The 20,759-nt window shown below is 70.2% G+C and carries 15 protein-coding genes; 7 read left to right on the forward strand and 8 right to left on the reverse strand.

The window, feature by feature from the left end; translation table 11 throughout:
- The first annotated feature begins 4 nt into the window (after positions 1-4).
- From RT2_RS07850 to RT2_RS07860, 3 genes are all read left to right on the forward strand, one after another.
- Positions 5-256: a hypothetical protein gene (locus RT2_RS07850; RefSeq protein WP_072844039.1), complete on the forward strand. Its 252-nt coding sequence runs from the start codon at positions 5-7 to the stop codon at positions 254-256.
- 578 nt (positions 257-834) lie between these two features.
- Complete coding sequence (locus RT2_RS07855; RefSeq protein ID WP_072844041.1) at positions 835-2,220, forward strand: WS/DGAT/MGAT family O-acyltransferase; 1,386 nt, start codon at positions 835-837, stop codon at positions 2,218-2,220.
- A gap of 150 nt (positions 2,221-2,370) precedes the next feature.
- Complete coding sequence (locus tag RT2_RS07860; protein ID WP_245709170.1) at positions 2,371-3,354, forward strand: TauD/TfdA family dioxygenase; 984 nt, start codon at positions 2,371-2,373, stop codon at positions 3,352-3,354.
- 86 nt (positions 3,355-3,440) lie between these two features.
- On the opposite strand, the gene RT2_RS07865 is transcribed toward RT2_RS07860, so the two are convergent.
- On the reverse strand, positions 3,441-4,634 hold the full coding sequence (locus RT2_RS07865) for an aminotransferase family protein (RefSeq protein WP_072844256.1): 1,194 nt from the start codon (positions 4,632-4,634) through the stop codon (positions 3,441-3,443).
- 38 nt (positions 4,635-4,672) lie between these two features.
- Complete coding sequence (locus tag RT2_RS07870; protein ID WP_072844043.1) at positions 4,673-5,326, reverse strand: Pr6Pr family membrane protein; 654 nt, start codon at positions 5,324-5,326, stop codon at positions 4,673-4,675.
- Between the two features lie 151 nt (positions 5,327-5,477).
- Between RT2_RS07870 and hrpA the strand changes: the two genes are divergently transcribed.
- Positions 5,478-9,410 carry an ATP-dependent RNA helicase HrpA gene (gene hrpA / locus RT2_RS07875; protein WP_072844044.1) on the forward strand — a complete coding sequence of 1,311 codons (3,933 nt, stop codon included), beginning with the start codon at positions 5,478-5,480 and terminating at the stop codon, positions 9,408-9,410.
- 52 nt (positions 9,411-9,462) lie between these two features.
- On the opposite strand, the gene nrdR is transcribed toward hrpA, so the two are convergent.
- Positions 9,463-9,927 carry a transcriptional regulator NrdR gene (gene nrdR / locus RT2_RS07880; protein WP_072844046.1) on the reverse strand — a complete coding sequence of 155 codons (465 nt, stop codon included), beginning with the start codon at positions 9,925-9,927 and terminating at the stop codon, positions 9,463-9,465.
- 126 nt (positions 9,928-10,053) lie between these two features.
- Positions 10,054-10,554 (reverse strand): LysM peptidoglycan-binding domain-containing protein, encoded by a 501-nt coding sequence (locus RT2_RS07885; protein WP_072844048.1) that lies wholly within the window; start codon positions 10,552-10,554, stop codon positions 10,054-10,056.
- Positions 10,555-10,864: 310 nt separating this feature from the next.
- Between RT2_RS07885 and lexA the strand changes: the two genes are divergently transcribed.
- Positions 10,865-11,587, forward strand: coding sequence for a transcriptional repressor LexA (gene lexA, locus RT2_RS07890; RefSeq protein WP_072844050.1), 723 nt, complete (start codon positions 10,865-10,867; stop codon positions 11,585-11,587).
- A gap of 75 nt (positions 11,588-11,662) precedes the next feature.
- Here the strand turns inward: lexA and RT2_RS07895 are convergent, their stop codons facing one another.
- Together RT2_RS07895 and RT2_RS07900 are read right to left on the reverse strand one after the other, a co-directional pair.
- A complete protein-coding gene (locus RT2_RS07895; RefSeq protein ID WP_072844052.1) occupies positions 11,663-12,805 on the reverse strand; it encodes an acyl-CoA dehydrogenase family protein in 1,143 nt (380 codons plus the stop codon).
- Between the two features lie 127 nt (positions 12,806-12,932).
- Complete coding sequence (locus tag RT2_RS07900; protein WP_072844258.1) at positions 12,933-16,208, reverse strand: helix-turn-helix transcriptional regulator; 3,276 nt, start codon at positions 16,206-16,208, stop codon at positions 12,933-12,935.
- Between the two features lie 232 nt (positions 16,209-16,440).
- Between RT2_RS07900 and RT2_RS07905 the strand changes: the two genes are divergently transcribed.
- The gene (locus RT2_RS07905; protein ID WP_072844054.1) at positions 16,441-17,712 is read left to right on the forward strand and encodes a cytochrome P450; all 1,272 of its coding nucleotides are present in this window, start codon (positions 16,441-16,443) and stop codon (positions 17,710-17,712) included.
- On the opposite strand, the gene RT2_RS07910 is transcribed toward RT2_RS07905, so the two are convergent.
- Positions 17,673-18,965 carry a uracil-xanthine permease family protein gene (locus RT2_RS07910; RefSeq protein WP_072844055.1) on the reverse strand — a complete coding sequence of 431 codons (1,293 nt, stop codon included), beginning with the start codon at positions 18,963-18,965 and terminating at the stop codon, positions 17,673-17,675. The two genes, RT2_RS07905 and RT2_RS07910, sit on opposite strands and share 40 nt — an antisense overlap.
- Positions 18,966-19,106: 141 nt before the next feature.
- Here RT2_RS07910 and RT2_RS07915 point away from each other — a divergent pair, with 141 nt between their 5' ends.
- Positions 19,107-19,742, forward strand: coding sequence for a pyridoxamine 5'-phosphate oxidase family protein (locus RT2_RS07915; protein ID WP_072844057.1), 636 nt, complete (start codon positions 19,107-19,109; stop codon positions 19,740-19,742).
- Here RT2_RS07915 and RT2_RS07920 read toward each other — a convergent pair.
- Complete coding sequence (locus RT2_RS07920; protein WP_072844260.1) at positions 19,732-20,757, reverse strand: PHP domain-containing protein; 1,026 nt, start codon at positions 20,755-20,757, stop codon at positions 19,732-19,734. The genes RT2_RS07915 and RT2_RS07920 overlap by 11 nt on opposite strands.
- Between the last annotated feature and the right edge of the window lie 2 nt (positions 20,758-20,759).

Here is a 20,759-nt window from a genome sequence, read left to right on the forward strand (position 1 = left end):
AGCGATGGGAATCGAAGGCAGGCACCTGTGGAAGTTCGTCGGCCTCGCCGGCGTGGTCGGCGTCGCCGCCACCGGGGCGTTGACGGTCCGCGCCGAGCGCAAGCGCCGCGCCTACTCCCCCGACGAGGTGCGCTCCCAACTGCACGCCCGCTTCGCCCAGGCCACCACGGCCGCCGCGTCCGAGCGGCCGACGGTGGATCTCACACCCGTCAGACCCAGCCTCCGGCAACGCCTCTCGCACCTCCGGCGCCGGTGAGCGACGCTCGGCACAAATGCCGCTGATGCACTCGATAGAAATTGAATTGAATCAATCCTCAACCAAAATGGGAAACCTTGACTATTAATCGCCCAGACCATTGGACAAGGACACGGTTCGGAGTGTCGCGGACTTCGATCGCCGTAATCGATCGCGCGCCCTTTCCGGGTCGATCGAATGAATGAACTCTGAATGAACGCACTGCGGCAGTCGCTCCCTGTCGTCGGCCTCTCGGGTCCCCCGACTCCGTGACGGAAACTCGTCGTGACCTCGCGGTTGCGACATGAGTCCAGTTCAGACGTCGGATCTCAGGTCACCACCCCCGATTCCCGATCGGCGGGCAGTCCGGATCGCCGCCAACCCGGAACTCGAACCCGGGCGCCGCACCGAGTGTCCCGTTCGGGTTGGTGGTCGCACACAAATCATGTAGAACAGATCACTACTGATCCAGGTTCGTGATCTTGATTCAATGGCGATGTTTTGGTGGGAAACACGCACAGGACGCGGCCTGTATCGAGGTCCCCCGGGGGGCCGGACCGCAGGGTCCGGGCACGGGCTAAAAGAGAACAGGCGAAATCATGCTATTACCGATGTCACCGGCCGATTCGATGTTCCTGCTCGGCGAGTCTCGCGAGCATCCGATGCACGTAGGAGGGCTTGCGCTCTTGGCCCCGCCGGAAGGCGGCGATGCCGACGATGTGCGGGCCATGCTCGATTCCGCATTGGCCGGCGGGGCGGTGTCGCCGGTGCTGCGCAAGCGCCCGCGGCGATCGCTGACCTCGCTCGGGCAGTGGGGCTGGGAAGAGGACGTCGAGGTCGACCTCAGCCACCACATTCGTCACAGCGCCCTGCCGCAACCGGGCGGCGTCAAGGAACTCCTCGAGTTGGTCTCACGGCTGCACGCGCACCTGCTCGACCGCAACCGGCCGCTGTGGGAGATGCACCTGATCGAGGGCCTCTCGGACGGGCGCTTCGCCGTGTACATGAAGATCCACCACGCGGTGACCGACGGCGTCTCCGCGATGAAGCTGTTGCGCAGCACGCTCAGCGAGGACTCGGGTGAGCGCGGGATGCCGGCGCCGTGGGAGCCGCTGGCGCGGGATCGTCCGGCGAGGGTCCCGGCCGCCGCGCCCGACGGCTTCAACCTGCTCGGCCTGCCCGGCGCGGCCGTGGGCGCGGTTCGCGGCGCGTTCGGCCTGCTGCCGGTGCTCGCGACCACCGTCGACCGGGCGCGCAACAACCGCGGCGGCTCGCTCTCGCTCGCCGCCCCGAAGAGCATTCTCAACGTGCCGATCGGCGGGGCCCGCCGCTTCGCCGCCAGGTCCTGGCCGATCGAGCGGCTCCGACTCGTCGCGAAGGCGGGCGACGCCACCATCAACGACGTGGTCCTCGCGATGTGCTCCGGTGCGCTGCGCAGCTATCTGGACGAGCTCGACGTCCTCCCCGCCGACCCCCTCGTGGCACTGGTGCCGGTCTCGCTGCGACGGGAAGGCGTGGAGAGCAAGTCCGGCAACGACTTCGGGCTTCTCTCGTGCAATCTGGCCACCCATCTCGAGGAGCCCGCAGAGCGGTTCGACGCGGTCCGCAAGACGATGGGTGAGGGCAAGGAGGAGATGAGCACCAGGAGTTCGGGCGAGATCCTGGCGATGAGCGCGCTCGGCGCCGTTCCGCTGGTGCTCGGGGTGCTCTTCGGCGAGCGGGCGCCCATCCGGCCCCCGAACGTGATGATCTCCAACGTGCCGGGGCCGGGCATGCCGCTGTACTGGAACGGCGCGCGGCTGACTGCGCTGTACCCGCTGTCGATCGCCGTCGACGGGCAGGCCCTGAACATCACCATCACCAGCACCGACGACGAGATCGCATTCGGCATCACCGGATGCCGTCGCAGCGTGCCGCCACTGGCTCCGCTGCTGGGATGCCTCGACGACGAACTCGGTGCCCTCGAGGCGGCGGTCGGGTTGTAGCCACCGTCCGGGCGGTCGGGTTGTAGCCACCGCCCGGACGGTCAGTCCCTGCGCGCCCGCTGCGTCACCGCGGCGGCCGAACCTACCCGTCACACCGATCCGGCAGGCATGATGGTCACGCCCGACACCGCACGCACACCGGGAGACGACGTGTCCGACCGCTCACCCCAGGATTCAGACGCGGTCTGGACGAGACCTGACTTCCCGGACAGCTCGACGTGGACCGTGGTGCTGTCGGAGGCCGAGCGGGCGGAGATCGTCGACGCGGGCAGGGCCGACGGGCTCGACCCGTCGCGCCTGTTCCCCACCCTCCGGTCCCGCTGCGAGGAGTGGGCGCACACGCTCAGCGCCGGATGTGGATTCGTGCTCCTGCGCGGGTTTCCCGTCGACGAGCTCGGCACCGAGCAGACCGAGCGCGCATACCTCGCCCTGGGTGCCATGCTCGGGACGCCGGTGGGCCAGGACCGGGAAGGGTCCGTACTCACCCACATTCGTGACGAACGAATCACCAGGACCGACCCCACCGTCCGGCTCTACCGGACGAGGGAACGTCAGGACTTCCACACCGACGGTTCCGACCTGGTCTCGCTGCTGTGCCTGAGCCAGGCGCAGGCCGGCGGAGAGAGCCTGATCGCCAGTTCCGCGGCGATCTACAACGAGGTGTTGCGACGACGCCCGGACCTGCTCGAAGTGCTCTACTCCCCCATGCCGTGGGATCGCAACGGCGAGGAGCCGCCGGGGCAGCCGCCCTACTTCGAACTCGCACCCCTCAACGACATCGACGGGGCGCCGCGTCTGTTCTACATCAGCTGGTACATCCGTGACTCCCAACGACATCCGGAGGCTCCACGGCTGACCGCCGGCCAACTCGAGGCCCTCGAGCTCGTCGAGACCATCGCCAACGAGCCACGCTTCCACGTCGAGATGGTCTTCGAACCCGGCGACATCCAGATCCTGCACAACGGGCGCATCCTGCACGCCCGCAACGCCTACCGAGACCACCCCGACCTCGACCAGCGGCGGCACCTGCTCCGACTGTGGTTGACGGCCAGGAACTTCCACGGCGTCGCAGAACCGTTGCGGTCGGGAATCCCGTCGCGGTCTGCGAACGACGGCCCCGCCGCGACACGCTGACCCGCCGGCCGATGTGCGTGTGCCGGCACGGCCGGACCGGCTTCCGGCGGGTCAGCGACTGCCGCAGCACTGGTCGGTGTTCAGGCCTAGCCGAGCGCCGAGAGGACCCCCGCCGCCATCTCGGCGACCTGCGCGTCGGTCATCACGAACGACGGCGAGAACTGCATGGCCCCGACGCCGGCCGCGCGACCGGAGATGCCGAACTTGCGCAGCGTCTTCACGAACGGCAGCGCCTCGGCCGGATCCGCGAGCTGCACGGCGGCGACCGCACCGAGACCGCTGCGCACCTCTTGCACCCGTGGGTGCTCGGCCAGCGGCGCGAACTGCTCGTGCAGCGTGCGCTCGAGCCGGGCGGCGTCGTCGAGCAGGTTCTCCCGCTCGATGATGTCCAGGTTCGCCATCGCCGCGGCCGCCGCACCGGCGTGCCCGCCGTAGGTGTAGCCGTGACGCCACCAGACCCCACCCGCGAAGAACGGCTCCGCGACGTTCGGCGCGATGAACACCGCGCCCATCGGGACGTACCCGGAGGTCAGTCCCTTCGCGGTCGTCACCATGTCCGGCTGCAGGTCGAATCGGGTGGAGGCAAACCAGGATCCACCGATGCGGCCGAAGCCGGTGACGACCTCGTCGACGACGAAGAGGATGTCGTGGTCGCGGCAGATCTCGCGGACCTCGCGCAGGTACCCCTCGGGCGGCAGGTAGATCCCGCCGGCGCCGATGATCGGCTCGCAGAAGAACGCGGCGATGGAGTCGGCACCCTCCTTCTCGATCAGTTCGAGCAGCGACTTCGCATCGTCCCACGCCACGGTGCGCGCGTCGGCCATCAGCTCGCCGTAGCCCTCCCGGTTCACCGGGATGCCGGCCAGCGCGGTGCCGGCGACGTGCATGCCGTGGTACGCCTTCTGGCGGCCGACCACGATCCGCTTGCCGGGCTTGCCCATCTCGTGCCAGTAGCGTCGCGCCAGCTTGGCCGCGGTGTCCACCGAGTCGGACCCGCCGGAGGTGAAGAAGATCTTGCTCCCGGGCACCGGCGCGATCGCCGCGAGCCGCTCGGCCAGCGCCGCCGTCGTCTCCGGGACGAAGTCGCCGAAGTTCGAGAAGTGCGCGATCGTCGACAGCTGGGTAGCGACGGCGTCGGCGATCTCCTTGCGGCCGTGCCCGACGTTGGTGAACCACAGCCCTGCCGTCGCGTCGAGGTACCGGGAGCCCTGGTCGTCCCAGATGTACGCGCCCTCACCCCGACTGACGACGAACGCGCCATCCTGCTGCACCGCGCCCATGTCCGCGAACCCGTGCCACAGTGCGGAACCGTTTGAACTCACGCCTCGACCTCCATCTCGCCACTCTCGATCTCCGCCGGCGTCAACGGACGGATGTCCTTGCCGTAACGCCGGCGCCGGGCCAGCCTACCTGCGGCGTTGACCGCCAGCGCCATCAGCACGAAGGCCAGGAGCAGCACCACCAGCCCGATCGACATCTGCAGGTAGCCCTGCTTCATCGGGCTGAGGAACGGGTAGGGGTACCAGTCGACGACCGCCCCGCGGATCAGGCTGTACACCCCGTAGACGAGCGGGAACCACAGCCAGCCGACGGCCTGCTTGTCGCTGATCCGCATCCGCGGCGGGTTGACGAGCCAGTCGAGGAGGATCACCAGCGGCAGGATCCGGTGCAGGGAGTTGTTGATCCAGTCGTCGTTGAGGTTCACGTCGATGCCGGCGAGCAGGACGGCGTAGATGATCCCGGTGATGACCATGTAGAGGGTCGTCGCGCCGCGGAAGAGCTGCCAGCGACGCGACTGCGGGTCGGTGAGCCCGCCGACCGCGAACACGACCACGGTGAGCACGTTGCTCAGGATGGTGAAGTAGCTGAAGTAGTTGACGACGGAGAACGAGTCGCTGTCGATCTCGCGGATCGGTATCCACGCCAGCGCCACGACGCCGAGGGCGGCGAAGGCCAGTCGCAGAGCGCGCATGAGCGGGCTCGTCCGGGGGTACACCGTCGCTTCGGTGGTGGCAGCAGTCACCCGCCGATGCTCGCACGCCCGCCCGCCCGGAGGCCGGACCGACGCGCACCGGTTCCGGCCTGCGCGGCCCGCGTGGGGCGTTCGATACGCTGGCACGAGCATGTCGAACACAGAGCCCACGACCCCGCCCGGCACCCCGCCCGCCGCCCAGCCCGGCCTCGACCGCCGCGAGCTCAAGAGGCTCCTCCCCGACCTCTCCCTCCGCGACGAGCACCGGCTCCGCCGCAAGCTCGACCGCGCCCGAACCCCGGAGGCGCTCGCGTCGCTCGCCCGCGAGGTGAACCAGGCCCAGGCCCGGATCTCGTCGCGCCGGGCCTGCGTGCCGAAGACCAGCTACCCGGAGGGCCTTCCGGTCAGCGCCCGGCGCGACGACATCGCCGCGGCTATCGAGGCCCACCAGGTGGTGATCGTGGCCGGCGAGACCGGCTCCGGCAAGACCACCCAGATCCCGAAGATCTGCCTGGACCTGGGCCGCGGGGTGCGCGGGCTCATCGGGCACACCCAGCCGCGCCGGCTCGCCGCCCGCACCGTCGCCGAGCGGATCGCCGAGGAACTCGACACCGAGCTCGGCGAGGCCGTCGGCTACACGGTCCGGTTCACCGACCAGGTCTCCGACGGCACCCTGGTCAAGCTGATGACCGACGGCATCCTGCTCGCGGAGATCCAGCGCGACCGCCTGCTGCGCCGCTACGACACCCTGATCATCGACGAGGCCCACGAGCGCAGCCTCAACATCGACTTCATCCTCGGCTACCTCCGCGAGCTGTTGCCGCGCCGGCCCGACCTGAAGGTGATCATCACCTCCGCCACCATCGACCCGGAACGGTTCGCCGAGCACTTCACCGTGAACGGCGTCCCGGCGCCGATCGTCGAGGTGTCCGGCCGCACCTTCCCCGTGGAGATGCGCTACCGCCCGCTGAGCGTCGACGTGGGCGAGCAGACCATCGACCGCGACCCGGTCGACGCCGTCGGCGAGGCGGTCGAGGAACTGATGGCCGAGGGCGACGGCGACATCCTGGTGTTCCTGTCCGGCGAACGCGAGATCCGCGACACCGCCGAGGCGCTGCGCGAGCGCAAGCTGCGCGGCACCGAGATCCTGCCGCTGTACGCCCGGCTGTCCGCGGCCGAGCAGCACCGGGTCTTCGAGCGGCACACCGGCCGCCGGGTGGTGCTCTCGACGAACGTCGCGGAGACGTCGCTGACGGTGCCCGGCATCCGTTACGTAGTGGACCCGGGCACGGCCCGCATCTCCCGCTACTCCGTGCGCACCAAGGTCCAGCGACTGCCCATCGAGGAGATCTCGCAGGCCTCGGCCCGCCAGCGCGCGGGCCGCTGCGGCCGCGTCGCCGACGGCATCTGCATCCGGCTGTACTCCGAGGAGGACTTCGAGTCCCGGCCCGAGTTCACCGAACCCGAGATCCTGCGCACCAACCTGGCGTCGGTGGTCCTGCAGATGACCGCCCTCGGCCTCGGCGACATCGCCGCGTTCCCGTTCGTGGAGGCGCCGGACCCGCGCGCCATCCGGGACGGCATCGCGCTGCTCGAGGAACTCGGCGCGATCAAGCCGGCCGGCAAGGACGCGGTCGCCGAGCTCACCCCCGTCGGGCGGGAGCTGGCCCAGCTGCCGGTCGACCCGCGGATGGCCCGGATGCTCGCGCAGGCCCACAACACGGGCTGCCTGCGCGAGACCCTGATCATCGTCGCCGCACTGTCGATTCAGGACGTGCGCGAGCGGCCCGCCGAACACCAGCAGGCCGCCGACGAGAAGCACGCCCGGTTCAACGTCGCCGGCTCGGACTTCCTCGCCTACCTCAAGCTCTGGGACTACCTCCGCGAGCAGCGCCGGGAGCTCTCCTCCAACCAGTTCCGCAAGATGTGCAAGAGCGAGTTCCTGCACTGGCTGCGGATCCGGGAGTGGCAGGACCTGCACGGCCAGCTCTCCCAGATCACCCGCGGCCTCGGCTGGACCGGCAACGACCAGCCCGCGAGCGAGGCCTCGGTGCACCAGGCGCTGCTGTCCGGGCTGCTCTCGCACATCGGCCTGCGCGAGGGCGAGAAGCGGGACTTCCTCGGCGCCCGCGGCGCCCGGTTCGCGGTGTTCCCCGGGTCGTCGCTGTTCAAGAAGCCGCCGCGCTGGGTGATGGCCGCCGAACTGGTGGAGACCACCCGGCTGTGGGGCCGGATGGCCGCGGGCATCGAACCGGAGTGGGCCGAGAAGCTGGCCCCGCACCTGGTCAAGCGCACCTACTCGGAGCCGCACTGGTCCACCAAGCGGGCCGCCGCGATGGCCTACGAGCGGGTCACGCTCTACGGCATCCCGCTGGTCGCCAAGCGCGCCGTCGGCTACGCCACCATCGACCCGGAGGCCTCGCGGGAGCTGTTCATCCGGCACGCGCTGGTGCAGGGCGAGTGGCAGACCCAGCACAAGTTCTTCCACCAGAACCGCGCCCTGCTCGACGACGTCGAGGAGATGGAGACCCGGGCCCGCCGGCGCGACATCCTGGTCGACGACGAGACGCTGTTCGAGTTCTACGACGAGCGCGTCGGCCCTGAGGCGGTGTCCGCCAAGCACTTCGACACCTGGTGGAAGCAGGCCCGCCGCGCCGACCCGGACCTGCTGACGTTCACCGCCAAGACCGTCGTCAACGCCGACGCCGCCGGGGTGCTCGGCGGCGACTACCCGAACACCTGGCGCCAGGGCGACATCTCGTTCCCGCTGACCTACCAGTTCGAGCCGGGCACCGAGGACGACGGCGTCACCGCCCGCATCCCGGTGGCCCTGCTGGCGCAGCTGCGGGACGTCGGCTTCGAGTGGCTGGTCCCCGGCATGCGTGAGGAACTGGTCACCGCACTGATCAAGTCGCTGCCGAAGGCGCTGCGGCGCACCGTCGTTCCGGCGCCGGACTACGCCCGGGCAGCGCTGTCCGCGGTCAAGGCCCGCGCCGAGCCGCTGACCGTCGCAATCGCGCGGGAACTCTCGCGGATGGCCGGAACCCCCATCGCGCCCACCGACTTCGACCTGACGGCGGTACCGGACCACCTGCGGATGACCTTCGCCGCGGTGGACCCCGGCGGCAAGGTGCTCGGACGCAGCAAGAACCTGAGCCAGTTGCGTGAACAGCTCGCTCCCCGGGTGGCGAAGGAGGTCTCGCGGGCGACCGCGACGACCGAGCGGCCCGCGGCCACGGTGTGGACGTCGGAGACGCTGGGGTCGCTGCCGGAATCGGTCTCGCGCACCCTCGGCGGGCAGAAGGTCGTCGGGTACCCGGCGCTGGCCCCGGAGGCCCGCGGCGTCGCGGTGCGGGTGTTCGCGACGCCGGCCGAGCAGCGACGGGCGATGCAGGACGGCACCCGGGCGCTGCTGCTGCGGGCGATCCCGACGCCGACGAAGTCCGCAGTCGGCGGGCTCGGCACCCGGGACCGGCTGGCGCTGGGGCAGAACCCGCACGGGAGCGTGGACGCCCTCGTGGAGGACTGCCGCGCCTGCGCGGTGGACGCGCTGATGGACGCGCACGGCGGTCCGTCCCGCACCCCGGAGGGCTATCAGAAGCTCGAGGCGGCGGTGCGCCCCGAACTGCCGCGGCAGGTGGCCGCCTTGGTGCGTCTGGTGGTACCCGTCCTCGACCGGGCGCACCGGCTGCGGCTGCTGCTCGACCGCACCTCAGGCGAGGCCGCCGACGACGTCCGCGAGCAACTGGAGTCGTTGGTGTACCCCGGTTTCGTCGCGGACACCGGCGCCGTGCGACTGCGCGATCTGCCGAGGTACCTTGACGGCGCGATCAAGCGGCTCGAGGCACTGCCCGGCTCCGCGACCCGGGACCGGCAGGCCCTCGCGGTCCTGGACGCCGTCTACGACGACTACGCGAGGATGCTGACGCGGCTCGACCCGCGCCGGCAGTTCGACCCGGACGTCGAGGCGGTCCGCTGGATGATCGAGGAGCTGCGGGTGAGCCTGTTTGCGCAGTCCCTCGGAACCCCGCAGCCGGTGTCCGACAAGCGCATTCGCAAGACGATCGCCTCGATCACCAAGTAGCGCAGCGACCGGGGCGCCGACGGCCGAACAGCCTCCGCACCCGGGCGCGGCGTTACCCGCCGTCGACGTTGTCGCGGTGCGCCTGCAGGTCCTTGATCTCGCGCTCGAAGTCCTCCACCGAGGTGAATGACCGGTAGACAGAGGCGAATCGGAGGTAGGCCACCTCGTCGAGGTCGCGCAGCGGCCCCAGGATCGCCAGGCCCACCTCGTTGCTCGGCACCTCGGCGGACCCGCCTGCGCGAATGGCCTCCTCGACCTTCTGGGCGAGCTTGTAGAGGGCGTCGTCGTCCACCGCCCGGCCCTGGCAGGCCCGGCGGACGCCGCGAACGACCTTCTCGCGGCTGAACGGTTCGGTGACCCCGCTGCGCTTGACCACCGACAACACCGCGGTCTCGACGGTGGTGAAACGGCGGCCGCACTCAGGACAGGAGCGGCGCCGACGGATGGCCTGACCCTCGTCGGCCTCCCGCGAGTCGACGACGCGCGAATCGGGATGTCGGCAGAACGGGCAGTGCATGGCGAATCCTTCGTCTGAGCCGAGAAGCCCGATACTCCCACTGGATGTGGTAGGGCCAACAGGGTTCGAGGATACCGCCGAGTGCCACTCCGGCGTGCAGATGCCCGTCTCAGCGCCCACGTCGACTCAGCCCGCGGACGAGACCGGCACCACCAGCGACTGCCCGGCGTGCACTCCCGACCCCTCGAGCGCGTTCAGCTCCACGATGCGCTCCACCACCTGATCGACCCGGGCCTGCGGCGCCACCCGGGCCGCCAGCTGCCCCAGCGACTCCCCGCCGCGCACCTGCACCACCGCCGTCGCGCCGGGCACCGTCGGGTTCGACCGCAACTGAGCGAGTCCGAACAGGCCTAACGCCACCAGCGCCGAACACAGCAGCCCGGCCAGCATCGTCGGGAACTCGACCTGCGTGCGAGCCCGACCGTGCGGCGCCCGCGACCGCGGCACCCGAGCGCGTTCGTAGCTCACGAAGCCTGCGGGCCGGTGCCGCGAGTCCGATCGCCGGCTGCCGCGCTCCACCCCGACGCGGGCCGACGGCCGAACGACCCGGCGTCCCTGAGGCATTCCCTGCCCGGGAACCGTGTACCGCTCGGGAAACGCCGCGCTGCTGTCCACCGTCACGCTCATCAGAACCTCCGCCAGGTAGGCCGATCGGGCTCGACCGAAGTTATCGATCAGGCGTTCGAGAGAACGCTTGTTCGATTTCTACCACGACACATCGACAATGTCGCGAATTGACAGCAAACATGTCGAACAAATGTTTGGAAACCGCAGGAAAACGGGCTAGATTCGATCCAGACGACACGCAAGTCGACAACAGCCGGCCACACCGACCACCAAGCACCGCAGCGCAATCCAGTTCGGCCGGCAGTCCAGTTCCACCAGCAGTCGAGATCCACCAGCACGCACCCGACCCGGCTACTCAGGAGGCCCACCCATGAAGCAAAAAAGCTCCAACGACGGCTCGGCGGTCGCCGGCGCCGGCCGCACGGCGGGGCTCACCGACCGACAGCGCCGGGTCCTCGAGGTGATCCGGGCATCCGTCAGCGAACGCGGGTACCCGCCGAGCATCCGCGAGATCGGCGACGCCGTCGGCCTCACCTCCACCTCTTCGGTGGCGCACCAGCTGCGCACCCTGGAGAAGAAGGGTTACCTGCGGCGCGACCCGAATCGCCCGCGGGCGGTCGACGTGCGCGGCCTGGACGACGGCGTCGCCGCCTCGGACACCGAGGCCGGCTTCGAGAACGCCGCGCAGGGCGGCGAGGGCGCCGAGGCTGTCATGCCGAAGCCGACCTTCGTCCCGGTCCTGGGCCGGATCGCCGCCGGTGGGCCGATCCTCGCGGAGGAGGCCATCGAGGACGTGTTCCCGCTGCCGCGTGAGCTGGTCGGCCAGGGTTCGCTTTTCCTGCTCAAGGTGGTCGGCGAGTCGATGCGCGACGCCGCCATCTGCGACGGGGACTGGGTGGTGGTGCGGCAGCAGAGCGTCGCCGACAACGGCGACATCGTCGCGGCGATGCTGGACGGCGAGGCCACCGTCAAGACGTTCAAGCGGACCAAGGGCGAGGTGTGGCTGATGCCACACAACCCGCTGTTCGAACCCATCCCCGGCAACGACGCCGCGATTCTCGGCAAGGTCGTCACGGTGATCCGCAAGCTCTGACGGTAGCCCGGTACCCAGACATGACGAGGGCCGCGACGGATGTCCGTCGCGGCCCTCGGTTGTCTCAGTCGACGGTCAGAGGTTCAGGCCCCGCCCGATGATCTCCTTCATGATCTCGGTGGTGCCGCCGTAGATGGTCTGTACCCGGGAGTCCATGTACGCCTTGGCGATCGGGTACTCCCGCATGTAGCCGTAGCCGCCGTGCAACTGCAGGCAGCGGTCGATCAGCTTGACCTGCGCCTCGGTGGTCCACCACTTGGCCATCGCGGCCTCCTGGACGGTCAGCTTCCCGGCGTTGAGCTGCTCGATGAACTTGTCCACCAGGATCCGGACCGCGGTGGTCTCGGTGGCGAGCTCGGCGAGCACGAACCGGGTGTTCTGGAAGCTGCCGATCGACTTGCCGAAGGCCTTGCGGTCGCGGCAGTACTGGATCGTCATGTCCAGGCAGGACTCCATCGCGGCGGCCGCCACGACGGCGATCGACAGCCGCTCCTGCGGCAGGTTCTGCATCAGGTAGATGAAGCCCATGCCCTCCTCGCCGAGGAGGTTCGCGGCCGGCACCCGGACGTCGGCGAAACTCAGCTCGGCGGTGTCCTGCGCCTTGAGCCCGATCTTGTCGAGGTTGCGGCCCCGCTCGAAGCCCGCCATGCCGCGCTCGACGACGAGCAGCGAGAAGCCCTGCGCGCCCTTGTCGGGGTCGGTGCAGGCCACCACGACCACCAGGTCGGCGTTGATGCCGTTGGTGATGAAGGTCTTGGAACCGTTGAGCACCCAGTCGTCGCCGTCGCGGACGGCGCGGGTCTTGATGTTCTGCAGGTCGCTGCCGGTGCCGGGCTCGGTCATCGCGATCGCGGTGATGATCTCGCCGGAGCAGAAGCCGGGCAGCCAGCGCCGCTTCTGCTCCTCGTTCGCGAGCTTGACCAGGTAGGGCGCCACGACGTCGTTGTGGAGCATGAAGCCGACGCCGCTGAAGCCGCCGCGGGTGGTCTCCTCGGTGATGATCGCGTTGTAGCGGAAGTCCTCGACTCCGCCGCCGCCGTACTCCTCGGGCACCGCCATGCCGAGGAAGCCCTGCTCCCCCGCCTTCTTCCAGACCTCACGGTCGACGATGTTCTGCTCCTCCCACCGGTCGTGGTGGGGAGCGACTTCCTGCGCGAGGAACTTCTGGTAGGACTCGCGGAAAAGTTCGTGCTCAGGCTCGAAAAGCGTGCGTTCCATCAAGGCTCCTGTGTGATCGGGCTTACCTGGCTGCCAGGGTAGGCCCACCCCCGCGAACCGGTCGATGACCCGAACGATCGGGAAATGTGACCTGGGGAGTCCGCCGACGCGTGCCCGCCCATGCCGGTCAGGCGTGGCGGGCGGCTTCCTGGGCGAGCTGCACGCGAGAACTCAGGCCGAGCTTGGCGAAGACATGAGTGAGATGGCTCTGCACGGTGCGCGGCGAGACGAACAGCCGCCCGGCGATCTCCTTGTTGCCGAGCCCGGTGCTGACCAGGCGGACGATGTCGCGCTCGGTTGGCGTCAGTGACGCCCAGCCGCTCGCCGGCCGCTTGCGCGGGCCGTGGCCGCGCTGCGCGTAGGCGATCGCCTCGTCGGTGGACAGCGCCGCGCCCTCGGCCCAAGCGCTGTCACATTCATGGTCGCCCATGGCGTTTCGCAACTTCGCCACCGAGGACTCGTATCCGGCCTGGTGAACCTTGAACCGGACCACGCCCGTTCGCTGCCGGACCGCCTCGGCGGCGCCGAACAGCCGCGCGGCTTCGCGGCGACGGCCGTCGGCGTCGGCGTCGGCGGCGGCGGCCGCCAGTTCGGCGAGGCATTCGAGGATGCCGGGGACGGTCAGGTGCGCCCGGAGGTCGGCCGCGCAGGCGAGTGCGGTGTGCGCGTCACGGTCGGCCTGTTCCCGCTCGTCGGCGGCGATCGCGATCCGGGCGCGCACGGTCAGCGCTATCACCAGGTGCCAGCCGGTCGCCACCGAGACGGCATCGTCGGCCCAGCGGCGGGCCGTGGCGAGATCGCCGGTCGCCAGCGCGACCTCGGTCCCGTTGAAGGCGCGCTGCGCCGCCGCGAACGAGGGTTCGAAACTCATGAACCGCCAGGCGCACTCGCTGGCCTCGCGCGCTGCCGCGACGTCGCCGGCAGCCAGCGCCGCGAGCGCCACCGCCGAATGGCCCAGCGCCAGGAAGAACCCGCCGTTCTCGGTGGCCGCCGAGAGAGCGGCATCGGCCGCCGCCCCAGCCGCACCGATCTCTCCCTGGTGGGCGAGTGCTGCAGACAGGCCTTGGCAGCTTCCTGGCAGGAGGAAGATGTCGTGAGCCGCCTCGACGTCGGCGACCACCTCGCGAGTCTGCGCGACCGCTCCGGACACATCGCCCTGGATCAGCCGTGCCCACCCGAGGCACAGCCGGCATTCCTGCGAGGCGGGATGGTCACCGATCGCCTCGGCGAGGTCGCGGCCTTCCTCGGCGGCCGCGCGCGCCGAGATCGGATCACCGACGAACATGGCGCTCACCGCCTTCCGGGTGAGAACCTGGCTCAGCCTCCACCGATCATCCAACGACCGGGCAAGGTCGATCGCTTCGGTGAAGTAGCGCTGGGCCCGCTCGGCGTCGTAGCCGTAGCTCGCGACGTAGGAGCACGCGGCCAGCGCCCGGGCGAGCAGGGCCGGGTCGCCGAGATCACGGGCGATCGCCAGCGCGCTACGCGCCTGATCCATGCCGGCTGCGACATCCACCCAGATGTCAAGCGCCGCCTTGTCTGCGAGTGCTCGCGCCCGCGCGGCGGCCGGCACCGCAATATCGCACGGGTCGTCGCCGGTGAGGACGGAGCCGAACCAGGCTCGCCCCTCCTGTATGCGTCCCCGTGAGAGCCACAACGGCTGGAGCGAGGACGCCAGCGCCAACGCGCGCTCGGTTTCGGAGTTCTCTCGGCTCCACGCGAATGCAGCCCGGAGGTTGTCGATCTCGGTCTCGGCCTGCTCGACACGCCGCTCATGGTCGGCGCTGCCAGGAGCGTCCAGCAGCGCGGCCGTCGCCGTGTAGTGGTCGCGGTGGCGCGCCCGGACGGCATCGGCCTCGCCGGATTCGCGGAGCTTCTCCAGTGCGTACTGACGCACCGTCTCGAGCAGGCGAAACCGAGTGCCGCGGCGACGATCGTCGGCCACCACCAGGGACTTGTCGACAAGCATGGTGAGCCGATCGAGGACCTCGTAGTGCTCGGCGTCGTCACCGCAGACGAACAGCGCGGCATCGAGGTCGAATCCGCCCAGGAACACCGCCAGTCGCCCGAACAGCACCCGTTCGGGCTCCGGCAGCAGCGCATGCGACCAGTCCACCGAGGCGCGCAACGTCTGCTGACGTCGCACGGCGGTGCGGGCGCCGCCGGTCAGCAGCCGGAAACGGTCGTGCAGGCCCTCGGCGATCTCGTCCGGCGACAGCGCCCGCACACGTGCTGCCGCGAGTTCGATCGCCAGCGGCAGGCCGTCGAGGCGCCGGCAGATCTCGCGCACCGTCGCGGCATTGTCGTCGGCGACGCGGAACTCCGGCCGCACCCGGCGGGCGCGGTCGGTGAACAATGCGACCGCCTCGTCGTCGAGCGACAACGAGGGCACCCGCCAGCTCACCTCGCCGGCCACCCCGATCGGCTCGCGGCTGGTCGCGAGCACCGTCAGTTCCGGGCAGGCGCCGAGCAGGGCGACGACCAACGCCGCGCACGCGTCGAGCAGATGCTCGCAGTTGTCGAGCACCACCAGGGTTCGAGCGTCGGCGATGAAGCGGGTCAGGGTGTCCGTCGTGGACCGGCCCGGCTGGTCGGGCAGCCCCAGCGCACGGGCCATGGCGCCCGGCACCCCGCCGGGGTCGGTCAGTGGCGCCAGATCGACGCACCACACCCCGCCGTCGAAATCGCCGGCCACTTCCGCCGCGACCCGCAACGCAAGGCGGGTCTTGCCGACTCCTCCCGCACCGGTGAGTGTCATCAGCCGGTTGTGCGCAAGGATCTCGCGCACGTCGCTCATCTCGACTGAGCGGCCGACGAAGCTCGTCAGCTGCACCGGGAGGTGTGGGGCGCCTCGCTCGCTGAGCGTGCGCAGTGGCGGGAAGTCGGCCCGCAGGTCGGGGTGGCACAGCTGCAGGACCCGCTCAGGACGCGGTAGATCGCGCAGCGGATGTGTGCCCAGGCCGGTCAGCGACGCACCGTTCGGGAGCTGATCGGTGACCACCGCCTCGGTCGCGCCCGACAACACGGTCTGGCCACCGTGCGCCAGATCGCGCAGGCGTGCCGCCCGATTGACGGTGGGGCCGATGTAGTTTCCCTCGTCACGCAGCTGTACCTCGCCGGTGTGTACGCCGATACGCAGTGCGATCGGCGCCAAGGGTGCCCGCTGGATGTCCAGTGCACACGCCACGGCGTCGCTGGCCCGGGTGAAGGCGGCCACGAAACTGTCTCCTTCGCCCTGTTCGACCGGGCGCGCACCGCCGTGCGCGGTGACCAACTCCGAGACCGTGCGGTCGAGCAGTGCGACGGCGTCCGTCATGTCGTCGGGCCGGGATTCCCACAACCGTGTCGAACCCTCGACGTCGGCGAGGAGCAGTGTCACCGTTCCGGTCGGCAGCTCGCTCATGTCCAATTCGCTCCAGTCCACCGTGACGAGGCCGCCCCGGGGTCGCTCCTACTCATCGTAGGCAGTGCGCCGTGATGCACATCACAGAACATCGGCGAGATCGCGCATCACACCCGCACCCGCGACGCCGAGCCATGCGGCCCCGCACCGGGCTTTTACGCCTTCCGGCCGATGGTCCGTCGCCGGTGCCGAGGGATATTCGAATCGGCACCGATCCGAGGAGGCCATCGCAATGACCGTCGACACGCACAGTCCGAGCATCTTCGATGTGGCACTGCCGACCATCGCCTGTCAAGACGCCCCAAACCCCGACGAAGCTCACCGCCTCATCGGGCAGGCACTCGCGCAGGCACCGATCGCACTGGGCCCCTACGGGCCCGAGGTGCTCGCGTACGACCTGGTGCGCACCGTATTGCGTGATGCCAGATTCGCCATGCCGAAGGGGGTCGCGCTGCAGGTACAGGGCATGACCAACGGCCCCGTCTGGGACAGGGTCACCAAGACGATCGTGAGCCTCGACGGTGCCGAACACCAGCGGCTGCGCCGGCTGGTGTCGAAGGCGTTCACCCCCGCCAGGGTTGCGCGGCTGCACGGCCTGATCGTCGAGATCATCACCGAACTGGTCGATCCGGTCACCGATGTCGGCAGCTGCGACATCGTCGCCGACATCGCCAGGCCGTACCCGATTCCGATCATCTGCGCGCTGCTCGGGGCACCCCGTGAGGACTGGCCGTTGTTCTCCAGCTGGGCCTCCGACATCAGCAAGGCATTCGGAGTGGACGTCGCCACCGACGCGCCCGCCATCGTGCGGGCCTGGGATGCCCTCGACGCCTACGTCGAGGACATGATCGCCGACCGGCGCCGGTCGCTCAGCGACGACCTGATCTCCGATCTCATCCGCGCCGAAGCCGACGGCGGCCGCCTGACTCATGACGAGCTGGTCAGCCTCGCGGCCATCCTGCTCAACGCCGGCACCGACACCACACGCAACCAGTTGGCCGCCGCGGTGCAGGCGCTCTGCGAGCACCCCGACCAGTGGGCACTGCTCGCCGAGCATCCCGAACTCGCCCCCACGGCGGTCGAGGAACTCATGCGCTACTCGCCGGCCATCTTCACCACGTTGCGCGTGGCGGTCGAAGACGTCGAGCTCGCCGGGATCCGCATCCCGGCCGGCGCTTTCGTCATCGCCAACACCGCCGCCGCCAACCGCGATCCGGCGGTCTACGACGAACCCGACCGCCTCGACATCACCCGGCAGGGACCGCCGCCGATGCTGACCTTCGGCGGCGGCGTGCACTACTGCCTCGGATCGCACCTGGCCAGACTCGAACTCGCCGAGGCGCTGCGGGTCCTCACCCATGCGATGACCAACCCGCGCCGCACCGGACCCGCCCCCTGGAAACCCATCCTCGGACTCACCGGGCCGACCACGCTGCCCATCGAGTTCGACGCCACGCCGGGCGGCTACCGGCGCATCCTGGCCAGCCAACGCATCAGCGGGTAGCCGACCAGGATGCCCACCGAACCCCAGGCGATGCCGCCGAGTTCGACGGAACCGAGGCGCAGGGTGAGGTCACCGATGCCGGCCACCAGCGCGGCCGCGACCACGGTCAGGTTCACCGGGTCGGTGAAGTCCACCTTGGCCTCCATCCAGATCCGCACGCCGAGAATGCCGATCAGGCCGTACAGCACCAGGGTCGCGCCGCCGATCACGCCGTCCGGCACCGTGAACACCAGTGCGCCGAACTTCGGCGAGAACGCCAGCACCACCGCGGTCGCGGCGGCCACCCAGTAGGCGGCCGTCGAGTAGACGCGCGTTGCCGCCATCACGCCGATGTTCTCCGCGTAGGTGGTGGTGCCGGAGCCACCGCCGGCACCGGCGAGGGTGGTCGCGAGCCCGTCGGCGATCAACGCGTTGCCGGCCATGTCATCGAGGTTGCGGCCGGCCATCGCTGCCACCGCCTTCACGTGGCCGACGTTCTCGGCGATCAGCACGATCACCACGGGCAACGCCAGCGCGATGACCGACCAGTCGAACGACGGCCCGCGCAGGTGTGGCACCCCGATCCAGGCGGCCTCCCGCAGCGCGTCGACGCGCTCGTCCGCGAGACCGCCGGTGACCCAGGCGAACACCCACCCGACCACCACGCCGACGAGGATGCCGAGCCGGCCCAGCAGGCCCGGTCCGACCGCGGTGACCACCAGGATGGCCAGCAGCGTGACGACGGCGATCAGCGGCTGCGCCTCGAACGAGCCGACGGCGGCGGGTGCGAGGTTCAGGCCGATCAGGGCCACCACGGCGCCGGTGACCACCGGCGGCATCACGGCGTCCAGGACGCGGGGGCCCGCGAGTTTGACCACCAGGCCCACGGCCATCAGCACCAGGCCCACGGACAATACCGCGCCGAGCTGCGCGGCCTGGCCGTACCCCGCGGAGGCGGTCAGCGGCGCGATGAACGCGAACGACGACCCCAGGTAGCTCGGCACCCGGCCCCGGGTGATCAGCAGGAACAGCGCCGTGCCGATGCCGGAGAACAGCAGCGTCGTGGTGACCGGGAAGCCGGTGATCGTCGGGACCAGCAGCGTGGCGCCGAACATCGCGATCACATGCTGCATGCCGATGCCCATGGTGCGCGGCCAGGTCAGCCGCTCGTGGGGGGCCACCACCTCGCCGACGGTGATGTTCTTGCCGTCGCCGTGCAGTTGCCACCCGAATCCGGCCGGGCCGCGTGTCGTGTCGTCCGCTTGCTTCGTCACGGGCAAATACTAGGCCGGTTGGCCGGGTCCGGTCGGCCGCGCCGCCCCGTCGGAGATGTGCTGCGCCTGGCGACGGGACCGGGCTACGGTTACGCCGACGTTCCGCCCACCGGCCGGCTGGCCCCAAGGACTAGGAGCCCCATGACATCTGGTGACACTTCGGGGAGTGTCGGTGAACGGGAACTGCAGCGCGAGCACGGCACGGTCGAGCGTGCCGAGCGGTTCTACTCCGACCAGGTCCTCGACCACCTGAACCCGACCATGATCGAGTTCACCAGCCGGCAGGAGATGGCCTTCATCGCCACCTCGGACTCCCGCGGCGAGTGCGACTCGTCCCTGCGCGCCGGCGAGCCCGGCTTCCTGCACGTGCTCGACGCACAGACCCTGGCCTACCCCGAGTACCGCGGCAACGGCGTGATGGCCAGCCTGGGGAACATCCGGGAGAACCCGCACATCGGGATCCTGATGGTCGACTTCGTCGAGGACCTGATCGGCCTGCACGTCAACGGCTCCGCCCGCATCGTCGAGGACGACGCGATGCGCGCCGCCCACCCCGGCCTGCCGGCCGTCCACGCCGCCGGACGCACCCCGGAACGGTGGGTGGTGGTCGACGTGGAGGAAGCGTACATCCACTGCCGCAAGCACATTCCGCGGATGGCACCTGTGCCGCGGACCCGCGACTGGGGCAGCGACGACGTCCGGCGCAAGGGCGGGGACTACTTCGGCGCCAAGGCCGCCGCGCGCGAGCTCGCGGGCACTGCCGCCGTCACCGACTGACGGTGCGGTCCGCGGTCCAGGCCAGCAGCTCGTCCGCCGGCCAGGTGTTGACCACCCGCTCGGCGGGCACCGCGCTCGCCTGGGCCCGCTCGCATCCGTAGCCCTGGAAGTCGAGTTGGCCGGGCGCGTGCGCGTCGGTGTCGACGGCGAACAGGCAGCCGCGTTCGAGCGCCGTCGCGATCAGCCGGGCCGGCGGGTCGCGGCGCTCGGGCCGGCTGTTGATCTCCACCGCGGTGCCGAACTGCCGGCAGGCCTCGAACACCACCTCCGCGTTGAACTTCGACTCCGGCCTGGTGCCGCGGGCGCCCTCGACGAGCCGGCCGGTGCAGTGCCCGAGCACGTCCACGTGCGGGCTGGCGACGGCGCGGACCATCCGACGGGTCATCGCGTCGTGCTCCATCGACAGCTTCGAGTGCACGCTGGCGACCACGACGTCCAGCTCGGCGAGCAGGTGCTCGTCCTGGTCGAGAGTGCCGTCGTCGAGGATGTCGACCTCGATGCCGGTGAGGATGCGGAAGGGCGCCAGCTCGGCGTTGAGTTCGGCGATCACCTCGAGCTGGCGACGCAGCCGGTCGGCGGACAGCCCGTTGGCGACGGTCAGCCGGGGCGAGTGGTCGGTGAGCGCGCAGTACTCGTGCCCGATCAGCGCCGCCCGGCGCATCATCTCCTCGATGGGGCTGCCGCCGTCCGACCAGTCGGAATGGGTGTGCAGGTCGCCGCGCAGGGCGGCCAGCAGCTCCCGGCCGCCGGCCCCGATTTGCCCGGCCTTCGCCTTGACCTCGGTCAGGTACCGCGGCACCCGGCCCGCGTACGCCTCCGCGATCACGGCGGCGGTCTTCGGCCCGATCCCGCTCAGCGCGGTCCAGGTCTCGGTGCGGCCCAAGCGTTCTCGCTGCTCGACCGACAGCGCGGCCACGATGTCCGCGGCCCGGCGGTAGGCCTTGACCCGGTGCGTCTCGGCCCGCCCGCGCTCGAGCCAGTACGCGATCTCCCGCAGCGCCTCGACCGGGTCCATCA

This window comes from Rhodococcus tukisamuensis NBRC 100609 (assembly GCF_001894985.1).
Lineage (GTDB): Bacteria > Actinomycetota > Actinomycetes > Mycobacteriales > Mycobacteriaceae > Rhodococcus_G > Rhodococcus_G tukisamuensis.